The sequence below is a fragment of the Acidipropionibacterium jensenii genome (assembly GCF_005890135.1).
In the GTDB taxonomy this organism is placed as follows: domain Bacteria; phylum Actinomycetota; class Actinomycetes; order Propionibacteriales; family Propionibacteriaceae; genus Acidipropionibacterium; species Acidipropionibacterium jensenii.
Genome location: NZ_CP040635.1, coordinates 1,847,812 through 1,865,312 on the forward strand (window position 1 = coordinate 1,847,812; position 17,501 = coordinate 1,865,312).

Here is a 17,501-nt window from a genome sequence, read left to right on the forward strand (position 1 = left end):
TCCCGTGGCAAGACTTTTCGGAACTGATGGTGTGCGCGGTGTGGCGAACAAGGACCTCACCGCCGAGTTGGCCCTCGACCTGTCTGTGGCGGCGGCCCATGTGCTGGGGGAGGCGGGCGCCTTCGGGCACCGCCAGCCCACTGCGCTGGTGGCCCGCGACCCCCGTGCCTCGGGAGAGTTTCTCGAGGCCGCGGTGTGCGCCGGTCTGGCCAGCGCGGGCGTCGACGTGATGCGGGTGGGCGTCATCCCCACCCCGGCCGCGGCCTATCTGGTCGGCGAGTTCCGCACCGATCTCGGCGTGATGCTGTCGGCCTCCCACAACCCGATGCCCGACAACGGCATCAAGTTCTTCCAGCGCGGCGGCGTCAAGCTCGCCGATGAGCTGGAGGACGCCATCGAGGCCCGGATGAAGGAGCCCTGGAGCCGTCCGATCGGCGAGCAGGTGGGGCGGATCCGCTACTCGGGCGATGCGGTGAACACCTACATCAACCACCTGGTGTCCAGCCTCCGTCAGGACAACACCCTGGCAGGGCTGAAGATCGTGCTGGACTGCGCCAACGGCGCCTCCTACAAGACCGGCCCGACCGCCTTCGCCGCCCAGGGCGCCGAGGTCACCGCGATCCATGCCTCTCCCGACGGCATCAACATCAATGACGGCTGCGGCTCGACCCACCCGGAGAAGCTGCAGGCCAAGGTGGTCGAGGTCGGCGCCGATCTGGGTCTGGCATTCGACGGTGACGCCGACCGCTGCCTGGCGGTCGACAACGAGGGCAACCTGATCGACGGGGACCACATCCTGGCGATCCTGGCCCTGGGGCTCCAGGAGGACCACCGGCTGGCCTCCAACACCGTGGTCGCCACGATCATGAGCAACCTGGGCCTCACCCTGGCGATGAAGGAGCACGACATCCACGTCGACCGCACCAAGGTCGGGGACCGGTACGTGCTGGAGTCGATGAACGCCAACGGGTTCTCGCTGGGCGGGGAGCAGTCCGGTCACGTCATCATGAGCGAGTTCGCCACCACCGGTGACGGCGTCCTCACCGGCCTGCACCTGGCCGCCAGGGTGGCCCGCACCGGCAAGTCCCTCAAGGAACTGGCCAGCGCGATGACCCGGCTGCCGCAGGCCCTCATCAACGTCAGCGGGGTCGACAAGCTGCGCGCCGGGATGGATCCGGAGGTGAGCCGCGCCGTCTCCGACGCCAACCACGAGCTCGGTGAGACCGGTCGCGTGGTGCTGCGCCCCTCGGGCACCGAGCCGCTGGTCCGCGTGATGGTCGAGGCCGCCACCCAGGAGCAGGCCGACAAGATCTGCAAGTCTCTGGCGGCGACCGTGAAGCAGCGGCTCGCCAAGTGACTCTGCGGGCGGTGACTCTGCGGGCGGTGACTCCGCGTGCGGCCTCCCGTTCGGGGGGCCGTCTTCAGGCTCACGCGGTCTGACAGGGTCGTCTGATGGCCCTGTTCAGACGCCGGCGTCCCGACCCCGACCTTCCCGAGCTGGACGCCGCCTCCGCCGACCGGATCCGCGCACTGGCCCGGCAGTCCCTTCAGGCTCTCGGGATCAGCGCGACCGTGGACGGCGCGCGGGTCGAGTCCACGCTGGGGGAGTTCACCCTGGAGCCGGTGGCTCGCGAGTGCGCCGATCAGGACCCGCGGAGCTGGCCCTTCCTGGTCGACGAGGTCGTCAAGCGGATGGTTCGCGCGCTGGCCGACGGCGCACGCCAGCTGTCGGACGCCACGATCGGCCGGCACGTCGTGTGGCGGCTGCTGCCCGACCGGGAACGGATGGGCCGCTCCTTCCGCCGCGCCCGGGCACTGTCCTCGGTGGTCCCCGACGGCGGCCGCACAGGGTCCGGCATGGCCGATGAGGGAGGGGCCGGGAAAACCGACGTCGTGGTGGCCCTGGCCTGGGACGGCGAGGAGTCACTGGACCTGCTCAATGACGCGGCCCTCTCTCAGGTCGTCGACCTGGATGCCGCCTTCGCGGCCGGACGGGCGAACCTGACCGCCGATCTGGCGGCGACTCCCGCCGAGGTCGCGCAGATCGCCGATGGCGTCGTGGAGGTGTCCTCCCCCTCCTGGTTGACCGCCTCCTGGGCGCTGCTGCCCGCCGAGCTCGCCACCCGGTTCGCACCGGGGACGACCGGGCAGATTCTGGTGGCCGCTCCCGACCACCGTCATCTGCTGGTCGGGCCGGTCGACGACCGGGCGAGGGCGACGGTCACGCACAGACTGCCCGAGGTCCCGGTGCTGGCGCCGACCGTCCTCCCGTTCTGAGGCTCCCGGGGCCTCAGACCTTGCGGATCCAGACGCTGCGCACCTCGTGGTCGCGGCCCTTGCGCAGGATCACGGTGGCCCTGCCGCGGGTCGGCAGCACATTGTGTCGCAGGTTCGGGCTGTTGACCTTCTTCCAGATCTCCAGGGCCACCTGGACGGCCTGCTGGTCGCTGAGATCGGCGAATGCCGTGAAGTAGGACTGGGGATCGGTGAAGGCCGTCTCGCGCAGCGCCAGGAAGCGGCTGGTGTACCAGTCGATGATGTCGGACTCGTCGGCGTCGACATAGATCGAGAAGTCGAAGAAGTCGCTCAGTGCCAGGCCCATCGTGCCGTTGGTGCGCGACCGCGGCGGCTGGAGCACGTTGAGACCCTCGACGATGAGGATGTCGGGGTGACGGACGACGATCTGCTCGTGGGGGAGGATGTCGTAGTTGATGTGGGAGTACATCGGGGCGCGCACCTCGGGCATCCCCGACTTCACGTCCACCACGAACTTGAGCAGCGCCTTGCGGTCGTAGGACTCCGGGAACCCCTTGCGGTCGAACAGTCCCAGCTCGGTGAGCTTCTCGTTGGGGTACAGGAATCCGTCGGTGGTGATGAGATCGACCTTGGGCCGGCGCGGGGAGCGGGCCAGCAGCTCCTTGAGCAGTCTGGCGACGGTGGACTTGCCGACCGCCGGGCTGCCGGCGATCCCGATGACGAAGGGGGTGCGCGTCATCTCGTGGTGGTCCAGTCTCAGGAAGGCGTTGGAGGCCTCGAAGAGGGCACCGGTGTGCATGCAGTACAGGTGGATCAACTGGGTGAGGGGCCGGTAGACCTCCACCACGTCGCGCTGGCTGGTGGGGTCCCCGAGGCCGCGGATGTCGACCAGTGTCTCGTCATCGATGTGGATGTCGGTCCGCTGCGCCAGGTCGGCGAAGGCCCGGCGGCTGAGTTCGATGAAGGGGCCGACCTCGGTGTTGTCGTCGTCGACGGGCGGTGTCGGGGTGAGATCCATGGGTACCTCGGGTGTGTCGTCGATCCGGCCGCGGTGAGGAGGACAGGGCGCGGCCGAATGCGCTGCGTCGTCCCGATCGTCCCCGCCGGTGCGACTCGTGCAGTGACACCGAGACGATACCCAATCCGGCCCCGGCTGTGCACCGGGGCGGCCGCGCAGTCGCAGTGACGACGGCCGGTCCGGCGAGGCGGCGCGGGATCAGACCCTGGCGAGCAGCTCGGTGTGCGTCATGGTGAAGTAGGCGTCCGGGCTGTCTCCCCAGTCGATCCAGGCCTGGACCATCTCCTCGACCTCGGCGGCGCTCCGGCCGGCCTCGATGGCCTCGCTGGTGAAGGCCTGGCCGTGCACCCGCTCGGCCTGGGAGTGCGACCACCAGTGCACCGAGTCCGGATCGGCGTAGCACCACGCGGAGACCGTGACGGTCGTATCGGCCAGCCCGGCGGCGTGCGCCCAGGCCTTGAGGTACCGCCCGGCGTCGGGCTCGGCATCATTGGCCCGGGCGATCTGGCGGTAGGCGTCCAGCCACATCTGGAGCCCCGGCAGATCCGGGAAGAAGCTCATGGTCCGGTACTCCACGTCGCGTACCGCCACCAGTGAGCCGGCCACTCGCGCCATCTCGCGCAGGGCCGCCACCGGGTCGGCCAGGTGCTGGAGCACCTGGTGGGCGTGCACGACGTCGAAGGACCCGTCGGCGCAGGGCAGCGAGTAGGCGTCGGCCTGCTCGAAGGAGGTGGTCGAGTCCCCGCGGCGCGCCGCCTCGGCCCGGGCGGCGGCCAGGGCCTGAGCGGAGGTGTCCACCCCGAGGACTCTGCCCGGGCGCAGTCTCTGCGCCAGATCCAGGGTGATGGATGCCGGGCCGCAGCCGACGTCGAGCAGACTCATTCCGGGGCGCAGGTGCGGCAACAGGTACCCGGCCGAGGTCTGTGCGGTGCGGGTGGCATGGGCGGCCAGCACCGGCCGCTCGTAGCCGTGGGTGTACCTGTCCGAGTGCTCGTGACTCGGGGTCTGAGACGCAGTTCTCACATCACAGGACGATAGTTGATGGAACCGGCCGCCCCGATCCGGGTAGCGTCGAGTGCGGTCGGTGTCGATGTGACCGTTCGGTGTGTCCCGGCTGGCCAGAACGCTCAGCTCTGCTGTACGTTTCTTGCCATGTGCGGAATTGTAGGTTATTGCGGCCCCAGACAGGCTCGCGACATCATCATTGAGGGGCTCACACGGCTTGAGTACCGCGGCTACGACTCCGCGGGCCTTGCGGTGGTCGCCGACAACACACTCTACTGGGACAAGAAGTCGGGCAAGTTGGCCAATCTCTGCGCTGACCTCGAGGCCCATCCCCTGCCCCCCTCCACCCAGGGCATCGGGCACACCCGGTGGGCCACCCACGGTGCACCCACCGACGCCAATGCTCACCCCCACGTCTCCTCCGACGGCAGGGTCGCCGTCGTCCACAACGGCATCATCGAGAACTTCGCCAGCCTGCGCGCCGAACTGATCGCCGAGGGTGTGACCTTCACCTCCGACACCGACACCGAGGTTGCGGCCCACCTGCTGGGCCAGGAGGTCGCCGCGGGTGCCAGCCTCGCCGTGGCGATGCAGCACGTCGCCTCCCGGCTGACCGGTGCGTTCACCCTGGTCGCGGTCAACGCCGGGGAGCCCGACGTGGTCGTCGCCGCCCGCCGCAACTCTCCGCTGGTGGTCGGCCTGGGCAAGGGGGAGAACTTCCTCGCCTCCGACGTCGCGGCCTTCATCGAGCACACCCGCGACGCCCTCGAGCTCGGTCAGGACCAGGTCGTCACCATCACCTCCGACTCGGTCACCATCACCGATTTCGACGGCAACCCCTCCGAGGGGCGCCCCTACCACGTCGACTGGGACCTCTCGGCAGCCGAGAAGCAGGGCTACGACTGGTTCATGCGCAAGGAGATCTTCGAGCAGCCCAAGGCCGTCGCCGACACCCTGCTGGGCCGGTGGACCGACCGCGGCGACCTCGTGCTGGACGAGGTGCGGATCTCCCCGGAGGAGCTGCGCAGGATCAACAAGATCGTCATCGTGGCCTGCGGTTCGGCCTTCTACGCCGGGATGGTCGCCAAGTACGCCATCGAGCACTGGACCAGGGTGGCCTGCGAGGTGGAGCTGGCCAGCGAGTTCCGCTACCGCGACCCGATCATCGACCCGATGACCCTGGTCATCACCATCTCCCAGTCCGGTGAGACCGCCGACACCCTGATGGCCATCCGGCACGCCCGCGAGCAGGGCGCCCGGGTCATCGCGATCTGCAACACCAACGGCGCCACCATTCCCCGCGAGTCCGACGCGGCCATCTACACCCACGCCGGCCCGGAGATCGGGGTGGCCTCCACCAAGGGATTCCTCACCCAGGTGGTCGCCTGCTACCTGCTGGGCCTCTACCTGGCCCAGGTGCGGGGGATGAAGTACGGCGACGAGATCCGGTCCCTGCTCGACGAGTTGGAAACCATGCCCGACAAGATCCAGAAGGTGCTGGACGGAATCGAGCCGGTCTACGAGCTGGCTCGCGAGATGGCCAAGGACGAGGACGCGGTGTTCTTCCTCGGCCGCCACGTCGGCTACCCGGTGGCCCTCGAGGGGGCGCTGAAGCTCAAGGAGATCGCCTACCTGCATGCCGAGGGATTCGCCGCCGGCGAGCTCAAGCACGGGGCGATCGCCGTCATCGAGGAGGGCACCCCGGTCTTCGTCGTGGTGCCCCCGCAGGGCCGCGACCAGCTGCACGACAAGGTGGTCTCCAACATCGAGGAGATCAGGGCGCGCGGTGCCCGCACCATCGTGCTGGCCGAGGAGGGGGACACCGCCGTCGAGGCCTTCGCCGACACCCTCTTCACCCTGCCGAGGTGCTCGACCCTGCTCCAGCCGTTGGTGGCCGCCGTGCCGCTCCAAGCCTTCGCCTGCGAGCTGGCCACCGCCAAGGGCCACGATGTCGACCAGCCCCGCAACCTGGCGAAGTCCGTCACCGTGGAGTGACCCCGGGCCGGGGGCAGGACGGAGCATCCTGCCCTGCCCCCGGTGCTCTCCGGCCCTTGTTGCGTTCCTTTCCCGGTTCAGCCCCGCCCTGGTCCACCTGCCCCGCCCGGGTGACAGAGTCCCTCCCACTGACCGCGTAGATTTGGAACCGTGATTCTCGGCATCGGGGTGGACGTCTGCGAGGTGTCCAGGTGGCAGGCTGCCCTGGCTCGTCATCCCGGGCTGGCCCGACGCGTCCTGAGCGCCCAGGAGGCCGGCCGTCCGGCGCAGTCCCAGGCCGCTCGTTTCGCCGCCAAGGAGGCCCTCCACAAGGCTCTCGGTGGGCCGCGGGGACTCAGCTGGGCCGATGCCGAGGTGACGGTTGGCCAGACCGGTGCACCCTCCTTCGCGCTGCGCGGCCGGGTCGCCGAGGTGGCTCGTGAGCGTGGCATCGCGGCGGTGCACCTGTCGCTCAGCCACGACGCAGGTCTGGCCGTCGCCCTCGTGGTGTGCGAGGGGCGCTGACCGCAGACCCATGTTCATCGATCCACGCTCCCCGGACTCTCCCTGGCACCGAGTTCTCGGGACCCAGGGGAACGTCGCCCGGCGGGTGCTCGACGTTCTGCTCACCGACGGTCCGACCGCGCGCACCAGGCTGGCCGACCGACTGGGGGTGACCACCAGTTCGGTGACCAAGGCGGTGCGCACCCTGACCACCGAGGGGCTGGCCGAGATCGGGCCGGCCGTCGTCTCGGGGACGGTGGGAAGGCCCCTCCAGCCGGTCTCCGCGCGGGCCGACGAGCTCAATGTCATCGGCTGCAAGGTGGTTCCAGGCTGGGTGCTGGGCTGCCGGGCGAATCTGATGGGCGATGTGCTCGCCCGTGGCGAGACCCGGATCCCGGCGACCACCGCTCAGTGGATTGCCACCGGCTGCCTGGAGATGGCGCGGCGTCTGGACGCCGACCGGCCGGTCGTCGGTCTGGGGCTGGGTGTCGGTGGGACGATCGCCCGCGACCGCCGGACCTTGGTCCTCTCATCGGCTCTGGAGGCCACCCCGGGCCAGGATCTGGTTGCCGACATAGAGCGGGAGCTCGGCATCCCGGTGCACGTCGAGAACGACCTTCGCAGCTTGGTCGAGATGGAGCGACGCATCGGGGTAGGCCGTCATGTCGGATCCTTCATCATGGTCACACTGGGGGAGGGGGTCGGGGCGTGCATTGTCGACCACGGTCATGCGGTGACCGGGGCCACCGGCGAGGCCGGGCTGAGCCAGTGGATGACGACCCTGGACGAGGACGGCCGTCTCCAGCCGGGGGGCAGGCTTCTCAACACTCTGGCGATCCTCGAGCAGTGCGCGGCCCGCGATCTGCCCGCCGATCTGGACGCCTTGATCCGGTCGGCCGAGTCGGGGGACCCTCAGGCCCTGGAGGTGGCCGACTGGGTGGTCGCCCGACTGGTGCCGCTGTTGGCCTCCCTGGTGAGTTTCACCGACCCGCAGCTGATTCTGCTGGGAGGGGAGCTCAGCCCCCTGCTCACCCCGGTGACCGATCACCTAGCGGCCCGGATGGCGGGCCTGGTCGCCCCCCTGCAGCGCACCATCCCGATCCACATCGCCGACTGGGAGCTGGGCGACTGGGCCCGAGGAGCCGCGGTCATCGCGGTGGAGGAACTGCTGCGGGTCTGAGGGCAGCCGAGCTCTCGGTGCCGCAGCAGATCCGCTGCACACAGGTGCTACGGGATCTGCGGGGCCGGTGGTCTCCCAGCACCGGCCCCGCAGGAGTGTCCTCCGGGGCCGTGCTTGTGGGGCGTGCTTCCATGCCGAGACGCTACTTCCCGGCCAGGATCGCGTTGACCTTCGTGTTCACCCCGGTGAGGGCGGAGACCGGCGTGCTGCCGATCCACACCGAGTCCAGGGTCGGCTGCATCAGCGAGGAGATCTCCGAACCGTGGTACACGAGTGGGTACAGGGCCGTCTGACCCTTCTTCACCCGGTCGGTGAAGGGGGTGACGTCCAGGCCCTTCTGCCGGTAGGTCTCGATGGCCTTTGCGGTGCCGGCGGGTCGGGCCGGGAACACCACCGCGTCGGTCCCGACGATGTTCTGGCAGTCGTCCGAGCCCAGGAAGGCGACCAGTTTCGCGGCCTCCGTCTTGTGCTTGGAGAACTTCGAGATCGAGTCGCCCAGGCCGTTGTACAGCGAGACCGGGTGCCCAACGGGGCCGCTGGGCAGCGGCGAGATGCCGAGCTTGACGGTCGTGAGGTTGGCGTAGATGCGCAGCATCCAGGAGCCGTTGAGTGACAGCGCCACCTGCCCGGAGGCCAACTGCTGGTCTGTCGTCACGCTCTGGCCGAACTGTCCGTACCTGGGCATGTAGCCCTTCTTGGACAGTCCCACGTACCAGCCCAGGGAGTTCTGGAACTGCTGGTTGTCGTAGTTGAACTCCGTTCCCCAGGTCGGCTTGTTGGTGTAGTACCAGCCGGTCGACAGAGCGAAGGGGGACCAGTTCGTCTGGCCGGTGTAGTCGAAGTTCTTGTCGACACCCAGCCCGTACTGTTTGACGTTGGTCTTGTCAAACCCCTTCTGGTCGCCGCGCTTGCCGTTCTTGTCGACGGTGAGCTTGGCGAGGATCTTCTCGAAGGAGCCACCGTCAGTGGGGTTCCAGGTGGCACTGGCGAGCTCGGCGTCGGTGATCCCGGCCGCCTGCAGCTTGGTCTTGTCGTACATGATCGAGACGGTGTCGTAGTCCTTCGGGACGCCGTAGCGGTGTCCGTCCGAACCCGTCCACAGCTTCGCCAGCCCCGGCTCGTAGTCGGTGTCCTTGATCGACTTGAGCTCCGGCAGCTCGTCGAGGGGCTGCAGGACGCCGAGCTTCACCAGCTCGGGGTAGCGCCCGAGGTGGTTGGTGAAGACGTCGGGGGCGGAGTCGGCGACGAAGCTGGCGGTGAGCTTGGTCCAGTAGTCGCTCCATCCGAGCTGGTTGATCCGGACATTGATGTCGGGGTTCTTGTCCTCGAACTTGGCGATGCACTTGGCGTAGCTCGGCAGCTGGTTGGCGTCCCACAGCCAGTAGTCGATGGAGGTCTTGCCGCCCGCCTGGGAGGAGCAGCCGGTGACTCCGATCATGCAGGCGGCCAGGGTCGCGGTGAGAGCGCGTCGGATCGATGGTCTTCTCAGAGACATGGCAACCTCACTTGATCCCGGTGAAACCGATGGAGTTGACGATTCGCTTGGCGAAGCAGGCGAACAGGATGAGCATCGGCAGGGCCGACACCAGGGTCGCCGCCATCAGACCCGACCAGTCGACGCCCGACTGGGGGGACTGGGCACGGAACACGCCCAGGGCGACGTTGAGCACCCTCGAGGAGTCCGTGTAGGAGACCATCAACGGCCAGAAGTAGTCGTTCCAGGCGGTGATGTAGGTAGCAGCCCCAGGGTGAACATCGGTGCGCTGGCCATCGGCAGGATGAGCTTCCAGAACACCACGGTCTTGGAGGCGCCGTCGATGAGGGCGGCCTCCTCCACCTCGCGGGAGATGTTCATGAAGAACTGCCGCAGGAAGAACACCGCGAAGGGGGAGATCAGCATGGTGGGGAGCATGATGCCCAGCAGGGTGTCGATGAGGTGGAGCTGCTTCATCAGGATGAAGTTCGGCAGGAAGGTGAAGATGCTCGGGATCATCATCGCCGCCAGGAAGATGCTGAAGACGAGGTTGCGACCCTTCCAGCGCAGCCGTGCGAAGGCGTAGGAGGCCATCGCGCAGCTCAGCGTCTGGACCAGGGTGATGACCGTCGCCACGATCAGGGAGTTGATCAGGTAGCGCCAGAAGTTGATGCTGGCACCCGACCCTCCCTGGGAGACGGCGGTGGCGACGTCCTGGGCGCCGAAGACGCGGGCGAAGCCGCCCATATTGGTGCCCACCGGCCCGAAGAAGCCGGGGCGGGTGGCCAGCAGGGCATTGCTGGACAGGGCGGTGCGCAGGATCCAGTAGAAGGGGAACAGGGTGATGAACAGGATGATCACCATGAACACCCAGCCGACCACCTTGCCGGGGGTCACGGTCCGCTTGTGATGGACCTTCTGGGTGATGGGGGCGGTGGTGGCGCTCGCAGCGCCGGTCAGAGAGACGGTAGCCATGGTGATCTCCTCAGTCCAGGTCGGTCTCGCCGGCGCGAGTGACCTTGTACTGGATGGCGGTGATGATGACGAGAATGATCATGAGGGCCACCGACAGCGCGGAGGCGTAGCCGAAGTCGAACTCCCCGAAGGCCTTCTGGTAGATGTACATCTGCAGCACGTTCGAGGCGTCCGCGGGACCTCCGGAGGTGGCCACCGCCACCGTGTCGAAGACCTGGAAGGAGCCGATGATCGTCATGATGAGCACCAGAGCCAGGATCGGCCGCAGCAGCGGCAGGGTGATCCGGAAAAACATCTGAGACTCGGTGGCCCCATCGGTGCGGCCCGCCTCGTAGAGGTTCTCCGGGATGCCCTGGAGACCGGCGAAGATCAGCAGGGCGGTGTATCCCATGTTCCGCCACACGTTGACCAGGGCGACGGTGGGGATCACGGTAGACTCGGTGGTCCAGAATCCGACCGCACTTCCACCCAGTGAGGTGATGACGTGGTTGACGATGCCGAGCTGGGTGTCGAGCATCCACAGGAACACCAGGGCGGTGACGACATTGGAGACCAGGTAGGGGGTCAGCACGAAGGAGCGCACCCAGGTGGACTTCGTGAGCCGGTGCATCAGGGCCGCGATGAGCACGGCCAGGATGGTCTGGGCCCCGATGTTGATGATGACGTACTCGACGGTGACGCTCAGGGAGTTCCAGAACCGGTCATCGGCGAACAGCTCCGCGTAGTTCTTCAGGCCGGCCCAGTGTGGCGGGGTGAGGACGTTGAAGTTGGTGAAGCTGTAGTAGATGCCCATGATGAGCGGACGGATGAGGAAGACGATCAGTCCGACCGCGGCGGGCGCGATGAACACCAGCGCCAGCGGCAGGTCGGACGTGGATGTGAGGTGCGGTCTGTGACCCGGCCGCACCTTTGAAGCCGTTGTCGACATCATTGCTCTTTCTGTCGTGGATGGATGGGATGCCAGCAGGTGACGATCAGTCGATCGCGGTGAGCTGGAGTACGACGGCCTGCTCGGGGTACAGGCAGGGGCTGTGCAGACCCGACGCCATCAGGGCCGAACCGGGCAGCTCGATCCCGCGGTCCTGGTCGCCGAACCACGGGGGCCGGATCAGTCCGCCGGGCTCCTCCCCGATGATCACCGGGACGACCCGGTAGGTCCGGTCGGCGTCCAGTCCGGACAGTCGCACCATGCCCCGCGGGGAGAGTGGGGAGCGGCGCATCGAGACGATGCTGAACAGCGCCTCGGAGCGGTCTTTGGCGACCACACCGCAGATCTGCAGGCTGTCCTCGGCGCGGTCGACGCTGGTCAGGTCTCCGCTGAACAGCAGGTCCCGGTGCTTCTTGTAGAAGTCGATCCAGCCGGCCAGCTCGCGGCGCTCCTCCTCGGTGGTCTCGGTGATGTCCCACTCGATGCCCAGGTGGCCGAACACGGCGGTGGCCGCGCGGAAGCCGAGGCTGTGACGACGTCCGGTGGTCTGGGAGGGGCTGGAGGCGATGTGGCTGCCGAGGAACTCCAGGGGGAGCAGCTGGGCCGTCCAGCGCATCATCGTCTGGCGCTCCAGGGAGTCGATGCAGTCCGAGACCCAGATCCGCGAGCAGCGCTTGATGACCCCCAGGTCCACCCGGCCGCCGCCCGAGGAGCAGGACTCGATCTCCACATCGGGGAACCGCTCATTGAGGACGTCGAACATCCGGTAGACGGCGAGGGTCTGGGCATGGGTGGCGGCGGCGCCGTTGGCCCGGGTGGCGGACTCGATGAGGTCGCGGTTGTGGTCCCACTTGATGTAGTCGAGGTGGTACTCCGCGATGACCTTGGAGATGGCCTCGAGGGTGTGCTCCCAGGCCTCGGGGATCGACAGGTTGAGCACCTGCTGGTTGCGCCAGGTGAGCGGCATCCGCTTGCCGGGGGCCATGATCCAGTCGGGATGGGCGCGGGCCAGGTCGGAGTCCTCGTTGATCATCTCGGGCTCGAACCACAGACCGAACTGCATCCCCAGGGAGCGCACCCGGTCGACCAGCGGGTCGAGGCCCTGGGGCCAGGCGTCGGGGGAGACCGTCCAGTCCCCGAGTCCCGAGGTGTCGTCGCGCCGGGAGCCGAACCAGCCGTCGTCCAGGACGTACCGCTCGACGCCGATCGAGGCGGCGATCTCGGCCAGCTCCAGGAGCTTGCCGATCCGGTGGTCGAACTCGACGGCCTCCCAGACGTTGATGGTGACCGGTCGGTCGGTCGACAGCGGATGCAGGTCCTCGCGGACGAAGTGGTGGAACCGGTGGGCGATGCCGTCCAGGCCGTGCGCGTGGTTCGCGTAGAGGTCGGGGCTGGTGTAGGACTCGCCGGGGGCGATGCGGGCCTCACCGGGCAGCAGCAGTTCCCCGGCGCCGATCACGCCGAACCCGTTGGCCTGCCGTTCCACGTAGTGGCGGTGGTTGCCGGACCAGGCCAGGTGGGCGGCCCAGACCTCTCCCTGCTGGAAGGAGAATCCGGGGGTGCCGGCCTGCATGACATAGGCGGAGTCGGATCCGGTGCGGCCACGGCGGTTCTCCCGCAGGTGGGTGCCGGTGCCGATCGGGGTGCGTTGGGGGAATCTCTCCAGGCCCCAGTGACCCGCGAAGTCCAGCATCTCGTCGGCGTCGACGGGGATCGGCAGGCAGTGCTGAAGGCCTTCCAGGACAAATGCCTCGGAGCCGGTGTTGGTGAGGGTGGTGGCGATCCGCACCAGCCCCTGGGCGGTCATCTCGATGGTCGTCTCGGTGCGCAGCCCGGCCTCGGTGTCCTCGGCGAGGGCCACGACGGTGGCCGCCCCGGCCTCGTGGAAGCCGCTCACCGCGGAGTCGTCGAGGCTCATCCCGGTGGTGCGGAAGCGGGGGGTGAAGTCCGATCCGTCGGGGCGGGATCCCTCGATGCCCGGACGTCCCAGCCAGCCGTCGGCCAGCTGGGGGAGCAGGGCACGGTGGATCGGCACGTCCACGGCATTGCCGCCGAGCGGCTCGACGACGCTGGTGGCCACTGCCGCCGCGCCATCCGCGGTGAGCGGGCCCAGATCGGTGCCCCAGTGGACGATGCCCACGGCCTGGTCGGCCGGGGTGCTCAGGAGAAGGGATACCCCCGCCGCGCGGAGGTGGATGAGTGCATCGGTCATTGCTGATCCTTGGGGGCGTTCCGGTGGCCCGGGTCGGCTGGCGACATGCGGGTCAGAAGGTGAGGAACCGGGACCGCGTTGCCCCGGATCCGCAATTCTCTTCCATAGAAGAAAATTACGGATCAAGATTAACCCAGATCCGTGGTCCTGGGAACCCTTTGGCTCCGATTGCCACCCGCGGTCCCCCGACGCGGGGACACACGGGCCTCCGGCGCGCCCGAGTGGGCCGGAGAGACCGCGGAACGGGGCCGGGAAATTAGGCTGGGGGAGCCCGCCCCGGAGAGGAAGCCCGATGACCACCGTGTGCACCGCCGAACAGATGCGAACCGCCGAACGCGCCTTTTTCGACGCCCATCCGGGAGCCGACCTGATGGCGGTGGCCGCCCACGCCGTGGCGACCACCGCGGTCACGATGCTGCTGGGGGACGAGCCCCTCGAGGAGTCCGCCGAGTGGATCGCCCAGCAGCGGGTGCTGGTGATGGCGGGGACGGGCAACAACGGCGCCGACGGCCTCTTCGCGGCCGCCGAGCTGTGCCGCGACGGCTGGGTGGTCGACGTCTGCCCGGTCCTCGGATCCCTCCACGAGGCGGGGGCGGCCGCCGCCCAGGAGGCCGGATGCGGGGAGGTGAGCCCCGTCGATGCCCTGGACCGGCACTACGACCTGGCCATCGACGCGGTCCTGGGGATCGGGGGGCGGCCCTCGATACCGGACTGCCTGGCCCGGCTGGACGAGGCCCTGGCCGGGGCCGACACCCCGGTGCTGGCGGTCGATCTGCCCTCGGGCCTGTCCGCCGACTCGGGAGAGGTGGTGCGCTGCGTGCACGCCCGCACCACCGTCACCTTCGCATCCCGGAAGTGGTGCCATCTGGCCCGGCCGGCGGCCGCCTGCTGCGGACGGGTGATCCTCGCCGACATCGGCGTCACCGTCCCCGACGCCGACCAGATCACCTCGGTGACCGACCTCGCCGACCTGTGGCCGGTTCCGGGTCCGGCCAATGACAAGTACTCGCGGGGGGTCGTCGGGTGCGACACCGGGTCGGCGCAGTACCCGGGGGCCGGGGTCCTCGGCGTGCTGGGGGCACTGCGCTCCGGAGCCGGAATGGTGCGCTGCGTCGGCCCCGACGCCGTCCGACAGCACGTGATGGACCGGACGCCCAGCGTGGTGTGCGCGGCCGGACGGGTCCAGGCCTGGGTGGTCGGGTCGGGATGGGGGGACGACGCCGGCAATGCCGCGCGGCTGGACCGGCGGCTGGCCGACGGCGTCCCGGTCGTGGTGGACGCCGACGCCCTGGCCGTGCTGCCGCGTCGGATCCCGGAGGGATGTCTGCTCACCCCGCACGCCGGCGAGTTGGCGAGGATGCTCGGGATCGACAGGGCCGAGGTGGAGGCCGACCGGCGTGGTTCCTGTCTGGCGGGGGCCCGGATGTTCGGGGCGACCGTCCTGCTCAAGGGTGCGATCCAGTGGGTGGCCACCCCCGATCAGCAGATCAGCGCTGCCCTGCCCGGACCGGCATGGACCGCCCAGGCCGGTTCGGGGGACACCCTTGCCGGGATCTGCGGCACCCTGCTGGCCGCCGGGCTGTCGGCCAGGGATGCCGGTCTGGCCGGTGCCGGGCTGCAGGCCCTGGCCGCGATCCTCAGTCCCGGGCCGTGGTCCCCCGATCAGCTCGCCGACCGGTTCCCCGAGGTGATCGGCCGGCTGGGCGCACCGGGGCCCGTCGGGGCGGTGGAGCGGAGCTTCTCGGCCTGATCCGGCGCGGGCGGATCAGCCGCTACGGGCAGGATCAGGCGTTGCTTCGGTCGTCGCTGCGCGCGGCGGCGAGGCTGCCCAGCCGGATCGCCTCGCGGTAGTGGTCCATCAGCTCGGCGCACAGGTGGTCCCAGGTGCGGTCCTCGATCGAGGCCCGGGCGGCGCGCCCCATCGCCTCCCGCTTGAAGGGGTCGCCGACCAGATCGGTCACCCGCTCCCGGAACTCGGTCATGTTCCCCGGCTCGTACAGCCAGCCGGTCCGCGAGGGGTCGATGAGATCGATCGGGCCGCCGCGGCGCGGGCTCACCACCGGCAGACCGCTGGCCTTGGCCTCCTGGACCGCCTGGCAGAAGGTCTCCAGCTCGCCGGTGGAGCAGAAGACGTCCATCGAGGCCAGCGCACGGGGCAGGTCCTCGCCGTAGAGCCCGCCGCAGAAGACGGCGTCGGGCATCTCCTTCTCCAGGGACTCGCGCTGCGGGCCGTGCCCGACGATGACGATCCTGGTGCCCGGGATGCCGACCAGATGGATCATGTCCTCGACCCGCTTCTCGGAGGCGAGCCGGCCCATGTAGCCGATCACCGTCTCCCCCCGGGGGGCCCACTGGTCGTGCAGCGCCCGGGACCGTTTCGCCGGGTTGAACCTCACCTTGTCCACCCCTCGGCCCCAGATGCCGACCCGCGGCACGCCGTGGGCGACGAGCTGGTCACGGGAGTAGGTCGAGGGGGCGTAGGTGGCGACCATCAGGGAGTGGATCTGGCGGACCCGGTACCAGCCGTAGAACTCGAGGTGCCCGATCCCGTACCGGGCCGCGTAGCTGGGGATGTCGGTCTGGTAGATCGCGATCGCCGGGATGCCCAGGGTGGCCGCGGCCAGCGCCCCCTTGTAGCCGATCATGAAGGGGCTGGCCAGGTGGACGACGTCGGGGGAGAACTCGTTGAGGTAGCGCTCCAGGGTCCACTGCGGGGTGGTCGAGACCCGGACGTCCTGGTACCCCGGCCAGGTCACCGATGACAGGGTGAGGACGGGGAACCCGGCGTACTCCTTGGGGGCCACCGCGGGGTCGCCCGGTGCCAGCACCACCGCCTGGTGGCCGTGGGCGCGCAGGTACTCCAGGACACGCAGAATGGAGTTCGTCACCCCATTGACCTGGGGGAGGAACGACTCACTGATGATCGCTACCCGCACACCCTGGATGGTAATGGGCCCTCGGTGGCGAATCGAGTACTGGCGGTGGCCGCCCGGGGCGACATCGGTGAACAGTGCGGGTCGGGGTGCGCGGGATTTGGTCCAAAGTGCCCGGTGCCGTATATTTGGGCGAGTTGACCACGGCTCGCCGTGTCGTCCGCACACCGATGCGGGCGCTGCGCACGACGAGCCCATGATGCGTTCAGTTGCTCGATGCGTCCCGAACCCGGGGCCTGGGCGGACGACACAGATCGTCCGCGACTCTCCCAATTACTGGCAGCTCTTCGCGATGGAGATCCACAGGGATCTCCATATGAGTCCGTGCCATCGCGGGATCTCGGGTCGACGTTATCGAATCGCACTGCTGCCGGGCTCGTCGCCCTGCGCTGTGCCGCGTCATGAGGTGACACACGTGAGTTCACAGAATCGCAAGCCGAAGTCCTACAAGGCCGACGGCACCCCCAAGAAGCGCTGGACATCGGCCGAGCGCGCCGCCAAGGGGCACAAGCCGCACACCCGCGGCGGGAAGTCGTACAACTCGGGCAAGTCCTACGGGAAGTCCCACGAGGGCGGCCACACCGACCGTGAGGGTCGCACCTTCCAGTCCTGGTCCCCGCGCTCCGATGACCAGCCCGATCACCGCGAGTCCCGGTTCGCAGACCGCGATGACCGTCAGGGTCGCAGCGGTGGCCGCTATGACCGCGACGGCCGGTCCGGCGGCCGTTCCTTCGACCGTCGCGGCGGGTCGCGGCGCTACGACTCCCGACGCGAGGACTCCTGGGACCGTGACGACAACGGTCGCGGCTCCGAGGATCGCCGCGGTGGTCGTCCCTACGACAGGGATCGTCGCGGTTCCGAGGGATATCGCAAGGGCGGCTTCCACACTGACCGTTACGGCCGGGACGGGTTCTCCAAGGGCGGTTACCGCAAGGGCGGATTCAACAAGGACCGTCGTGGCGGTTGGAACGACGACGACCGTGGCGGCGACCGCTCCTACGACCGTCGTGGCTCCAGGTCCTCGGGCCGTGACTCGTGGAAC

The 17,501-nt window shown here is 68.8% G+C and carries 14 protein-coding genes; 6 read left to right on the forward strand and 8 right to left on the reverse strand.

Annotated elements, in window-relative coordinates; translation table 11 throughout:
* The first annotated feature begins 4 nt into the window (after positions 1-4).
* Both glmM and FEZ32_RS08205 read left to right on the forward strand, forming a co-directional pair.
* Complete coding sequence (gene glmM, locus FEZ32_RS08200; RefSeq protein ID WP_028702575.1) at positions 5-1,357, forward strand: phosphoglucosamine mutase; 1,353 nt, start codon at positions 5-7, stop codon at positions 1,355-1,357.
* 95 nt (positions 1,358-1,452) lie between these two features.
* Entirely contained in the window at positions 1,453-2,277 is an 825-nt protein-coding gene (locus tag FEZ32_RS08205) for a hypothetical protein (protein ID WP_138680385.1), read from the forward strand.
* A 13-nt stretch (positions 2,278-2,290) separates the two neighbouring features.
* On the opposite strand, the gene coaA is transcribed toward FEZ32_RS08205, so the two are convergent.
* Positions 2,291-3,274 carry a type I pantothenate kinase gene (gene coaA, locus FEZ32_RS08210; protein ID WP_028702574.1) on the reverse strand — a complete coding sequence of 328 codons (984 nt, stop codon included), beginning with the start codon at positions 3,272-3,274 and terminating at the stop codon, positions 2,291-2,293.
* A gap of 198 nt (positions 3,275-3,472) precedes the next feature.
* Positions 3,473-4,297, reverse strand: a complete 825-nt coding sequence (locus tag FEZ32_RS08215) for a methyltransferase domain-containing protein (protein ID WP_138680386.1) — start codon at positions 4,295-4,297, stop codon at positions 3,473-3,475.
* A 129-nt stretch (positions 4,298-4,426) separates the two neighbouring features.
* Between FEZ32_RS08215 and glmS the strand changes: the two genes are divergently transcribed.
* From glmS to FEZ32_RS08230, 3 genes are all read left to right on the forward strand, one after another.
* Positions 4,427-6,274, forward strand: coding sequence for a glutamine--fructose-6-phosphate transaminase (isomerizing) (gene glmS, locus FEZ32_RS08220; RefSeq protein ID WP_028702572.1), 1,848 nt, complete (start codon positions 4,427-4,429; stop codon positions 6,272-6,274).
* Between the two features lie 150 nt (positions 6,275-6,424).
* Positions 6,425-6,778, forward strand: a complete 354-nt coding sequence (locus FEZ32_RS08225) for a holo-ACP synthase (protein WP_138680387.1) — start codon at positions 6,425-6,427, stop codon at positions 6,776-6,778.
* 10 nt (positions 6,779-6,788) lie between these two features.
* The gene (locus FEZ32_RS08230; RefSeq protein WP_138680388.1) at positions 6,789-7,937 is read left to right on the forward strand and encodes an ROK family protein; all 1,149 of its coding nucleotides are present in this window, start codon (positions 6,789-6,791) and stop codon (positions 7,935-7,937) included.
* Between the two features lie 142 nt (positions 7,938-8,079).
* Here FEZ32_RS08230 and FEZ32_RS08235 read toward each other — a convergent pair whose 3' ends face one another.
* The 5 genes from FEZ32_RS08235 to FEZ32_RS08250 form a co-directional block, all read right to left on the reverse strand.
* The gene (locus FEZ32_RS08235; RefSeq protein ID WP_138680389.1) at positions 8,080-9,432 is read right to left on the reverse strand and encodes an ABC transporter substrate-binding protein; all 1,353 of its coding nucleotides are present in this window, start codon (positions 9,430-9,432) and stop codon (positions 8,080-8,082) included.
* 7 nt (positions 9,433-9,439) lie between these two features.
* Complete coding sequence (locus FEZ32_RS13955) at positions 9,440-9,634, reverse strand: ABC transporter permease family protein (protein ID WP_244937829.1); 195 nt, start codon at positions 9,632-9,634, stop codon at positions 9,440-9,442.
* Entirely contained in the window at positions 9,634-10,386 is a 753-nt protein-coding gene (locus FEZ32_RS08240) for a carbohydrate ABC transporter permease (RefSeq protein ID WP_244937830.1), read from the reverse strand. Before FEZ32_RS08240 ends, FEZ32_RS13955 begins: the two co-directional genes overlap by 1 nt.
* A gap of 10 nt (positions 10,387-10,396) precedes the next feature.
* Positions 10,397-11,236 carry a carbohydrate ABC transporter permease gene (locus FEZ32_RS08245; protein WP_232020922.1) on the reverse strand — a complete coding sequence of 280 codons (840 nt, stop codon included), beginning with the start codon at positions 11,234-11,236 and terminating at the stop codon, positions 10,397-10,399.
* A gap of 124 nt (positions 11,237-11,360) precedes the next feature.
* Positions 11,361-13,526, reverse strand: coding sequence for an alpha-galactosidase (locus FEZ32_RS08250; RefSeq protein ID WP_138680390.1), 2,166 nt, complete (start codon positions 13,524-13,526; stop codon positions 11,361-11,363).
* A gap of 292 nt (positions 13,527-13,818) precedes the next feature.
* On the opposite strand from FEZ32_RS08250, the gene FEZ32_RS08255 reads away from it, so the two are divergent.
* Positions 13,819-15,276 carry a bifunctional ADP-dependent NAD(P)H-hydrate dehydratase/NAD(P)H-hydrate epimerase gene (locus tag FEZ32_RS08255; protein WP_138680391.1) on the forward strand — a complete coding sequence of 486 codons (1,458 nt, stop codon included), beginning with the start codon at positions 13,819-13,821 and terminating at the stop codon, positions 15,274-15,276.
* A 34-nt stretch (positions 15,277-15,310) separates the two neighbouring features.
* Here the strand turns inward: FEZ32_RS08255 and FEZ32_RS08260 are convergent, their stop codons facing one another.
* Positions 15,311-16,462, reverse strand: a complete 1,152-nt coding sequence (locus FEZ32_RS08260) for a glycosyltransferase family 4 protein (protein ID WP_138680392.1) — start codon at positions 16,460-16,462, stop codon at positions 15,311-15,313.
* Between the last annotated feature and the right edge of the window lie 1,039 nt (positions 16,463-17,501).

What these genes read in the sequence shown, in the direction of transcription:
- FEZ32_RS08205 (WP_138680385.1), top strand. Translation starts at nt 1,453, where the DNA reads ATGGCCCTGTTCAGACGCCGGCGTCCCGACCCCGACCTTCCCGAGCTG.
- coaA (WP_028702574.1), bottom strand. Translation starts at nt 3,274, where the DNA reads ATGGATCTCACCCCGACACCGCCCGTCGACGACGACAACACCGAGGTC.
- glmS (WP_028702572.1), top strand. Translation starts at nt 4,427, where the DNA reads ATGTGCGGAATTGTAGGTTATTGCGGCCCCAGACAGGCTCGCGACATC.
- FEZ32_RS08230 (WP_138680388.1), top strand. Translation starts at nt 6,789, where the DNA reads ATGTTCATCGATCCACGCTCCCCGGACTCTCCCTGGCACCGAGTTCTC.
- FEZ32_RS08235 (WP_138680389.1), bottom strand. Translation starts at nt 9,432, where the DNA reads ATGTCTCTGAGAAGACCATCGATCCGACGCGCTCTCACCGCGACCCTG.
- FEZ32_RS13955 (WP_244937829.1), bottom strand. Translation starts at nt 9,634, where the DNA reads ATGGTCTCCTACACGGACTCCTCGAGGGTGCTCAACGTCGCCCTGGGC.
- FEZ32_RS08240 (WP_244937830.1), bottom strand. Translation starts at nt 10,386, where the DNA reads ATGGCTACCGTCTCTCTGACCGGCGCTGCGAGCGCCACCACCGCCCCC.
- FEZ32_RS08250 (WP_138680390.1), bottom strand. Translation starts at nt 13,526, where the DNA reads ATGACCGATGCACTCATCCACCTCCGCGCGGCGGGGGTATCCCTTCTC.
- FEZ32_RS08255 (WP_138680391.1), top strand. Translation starts at nt 13,819, where the DNA reads ATGACCACCGTGTGCACCGCCGAACAGATGCGAACCGCCGAACGCGCC.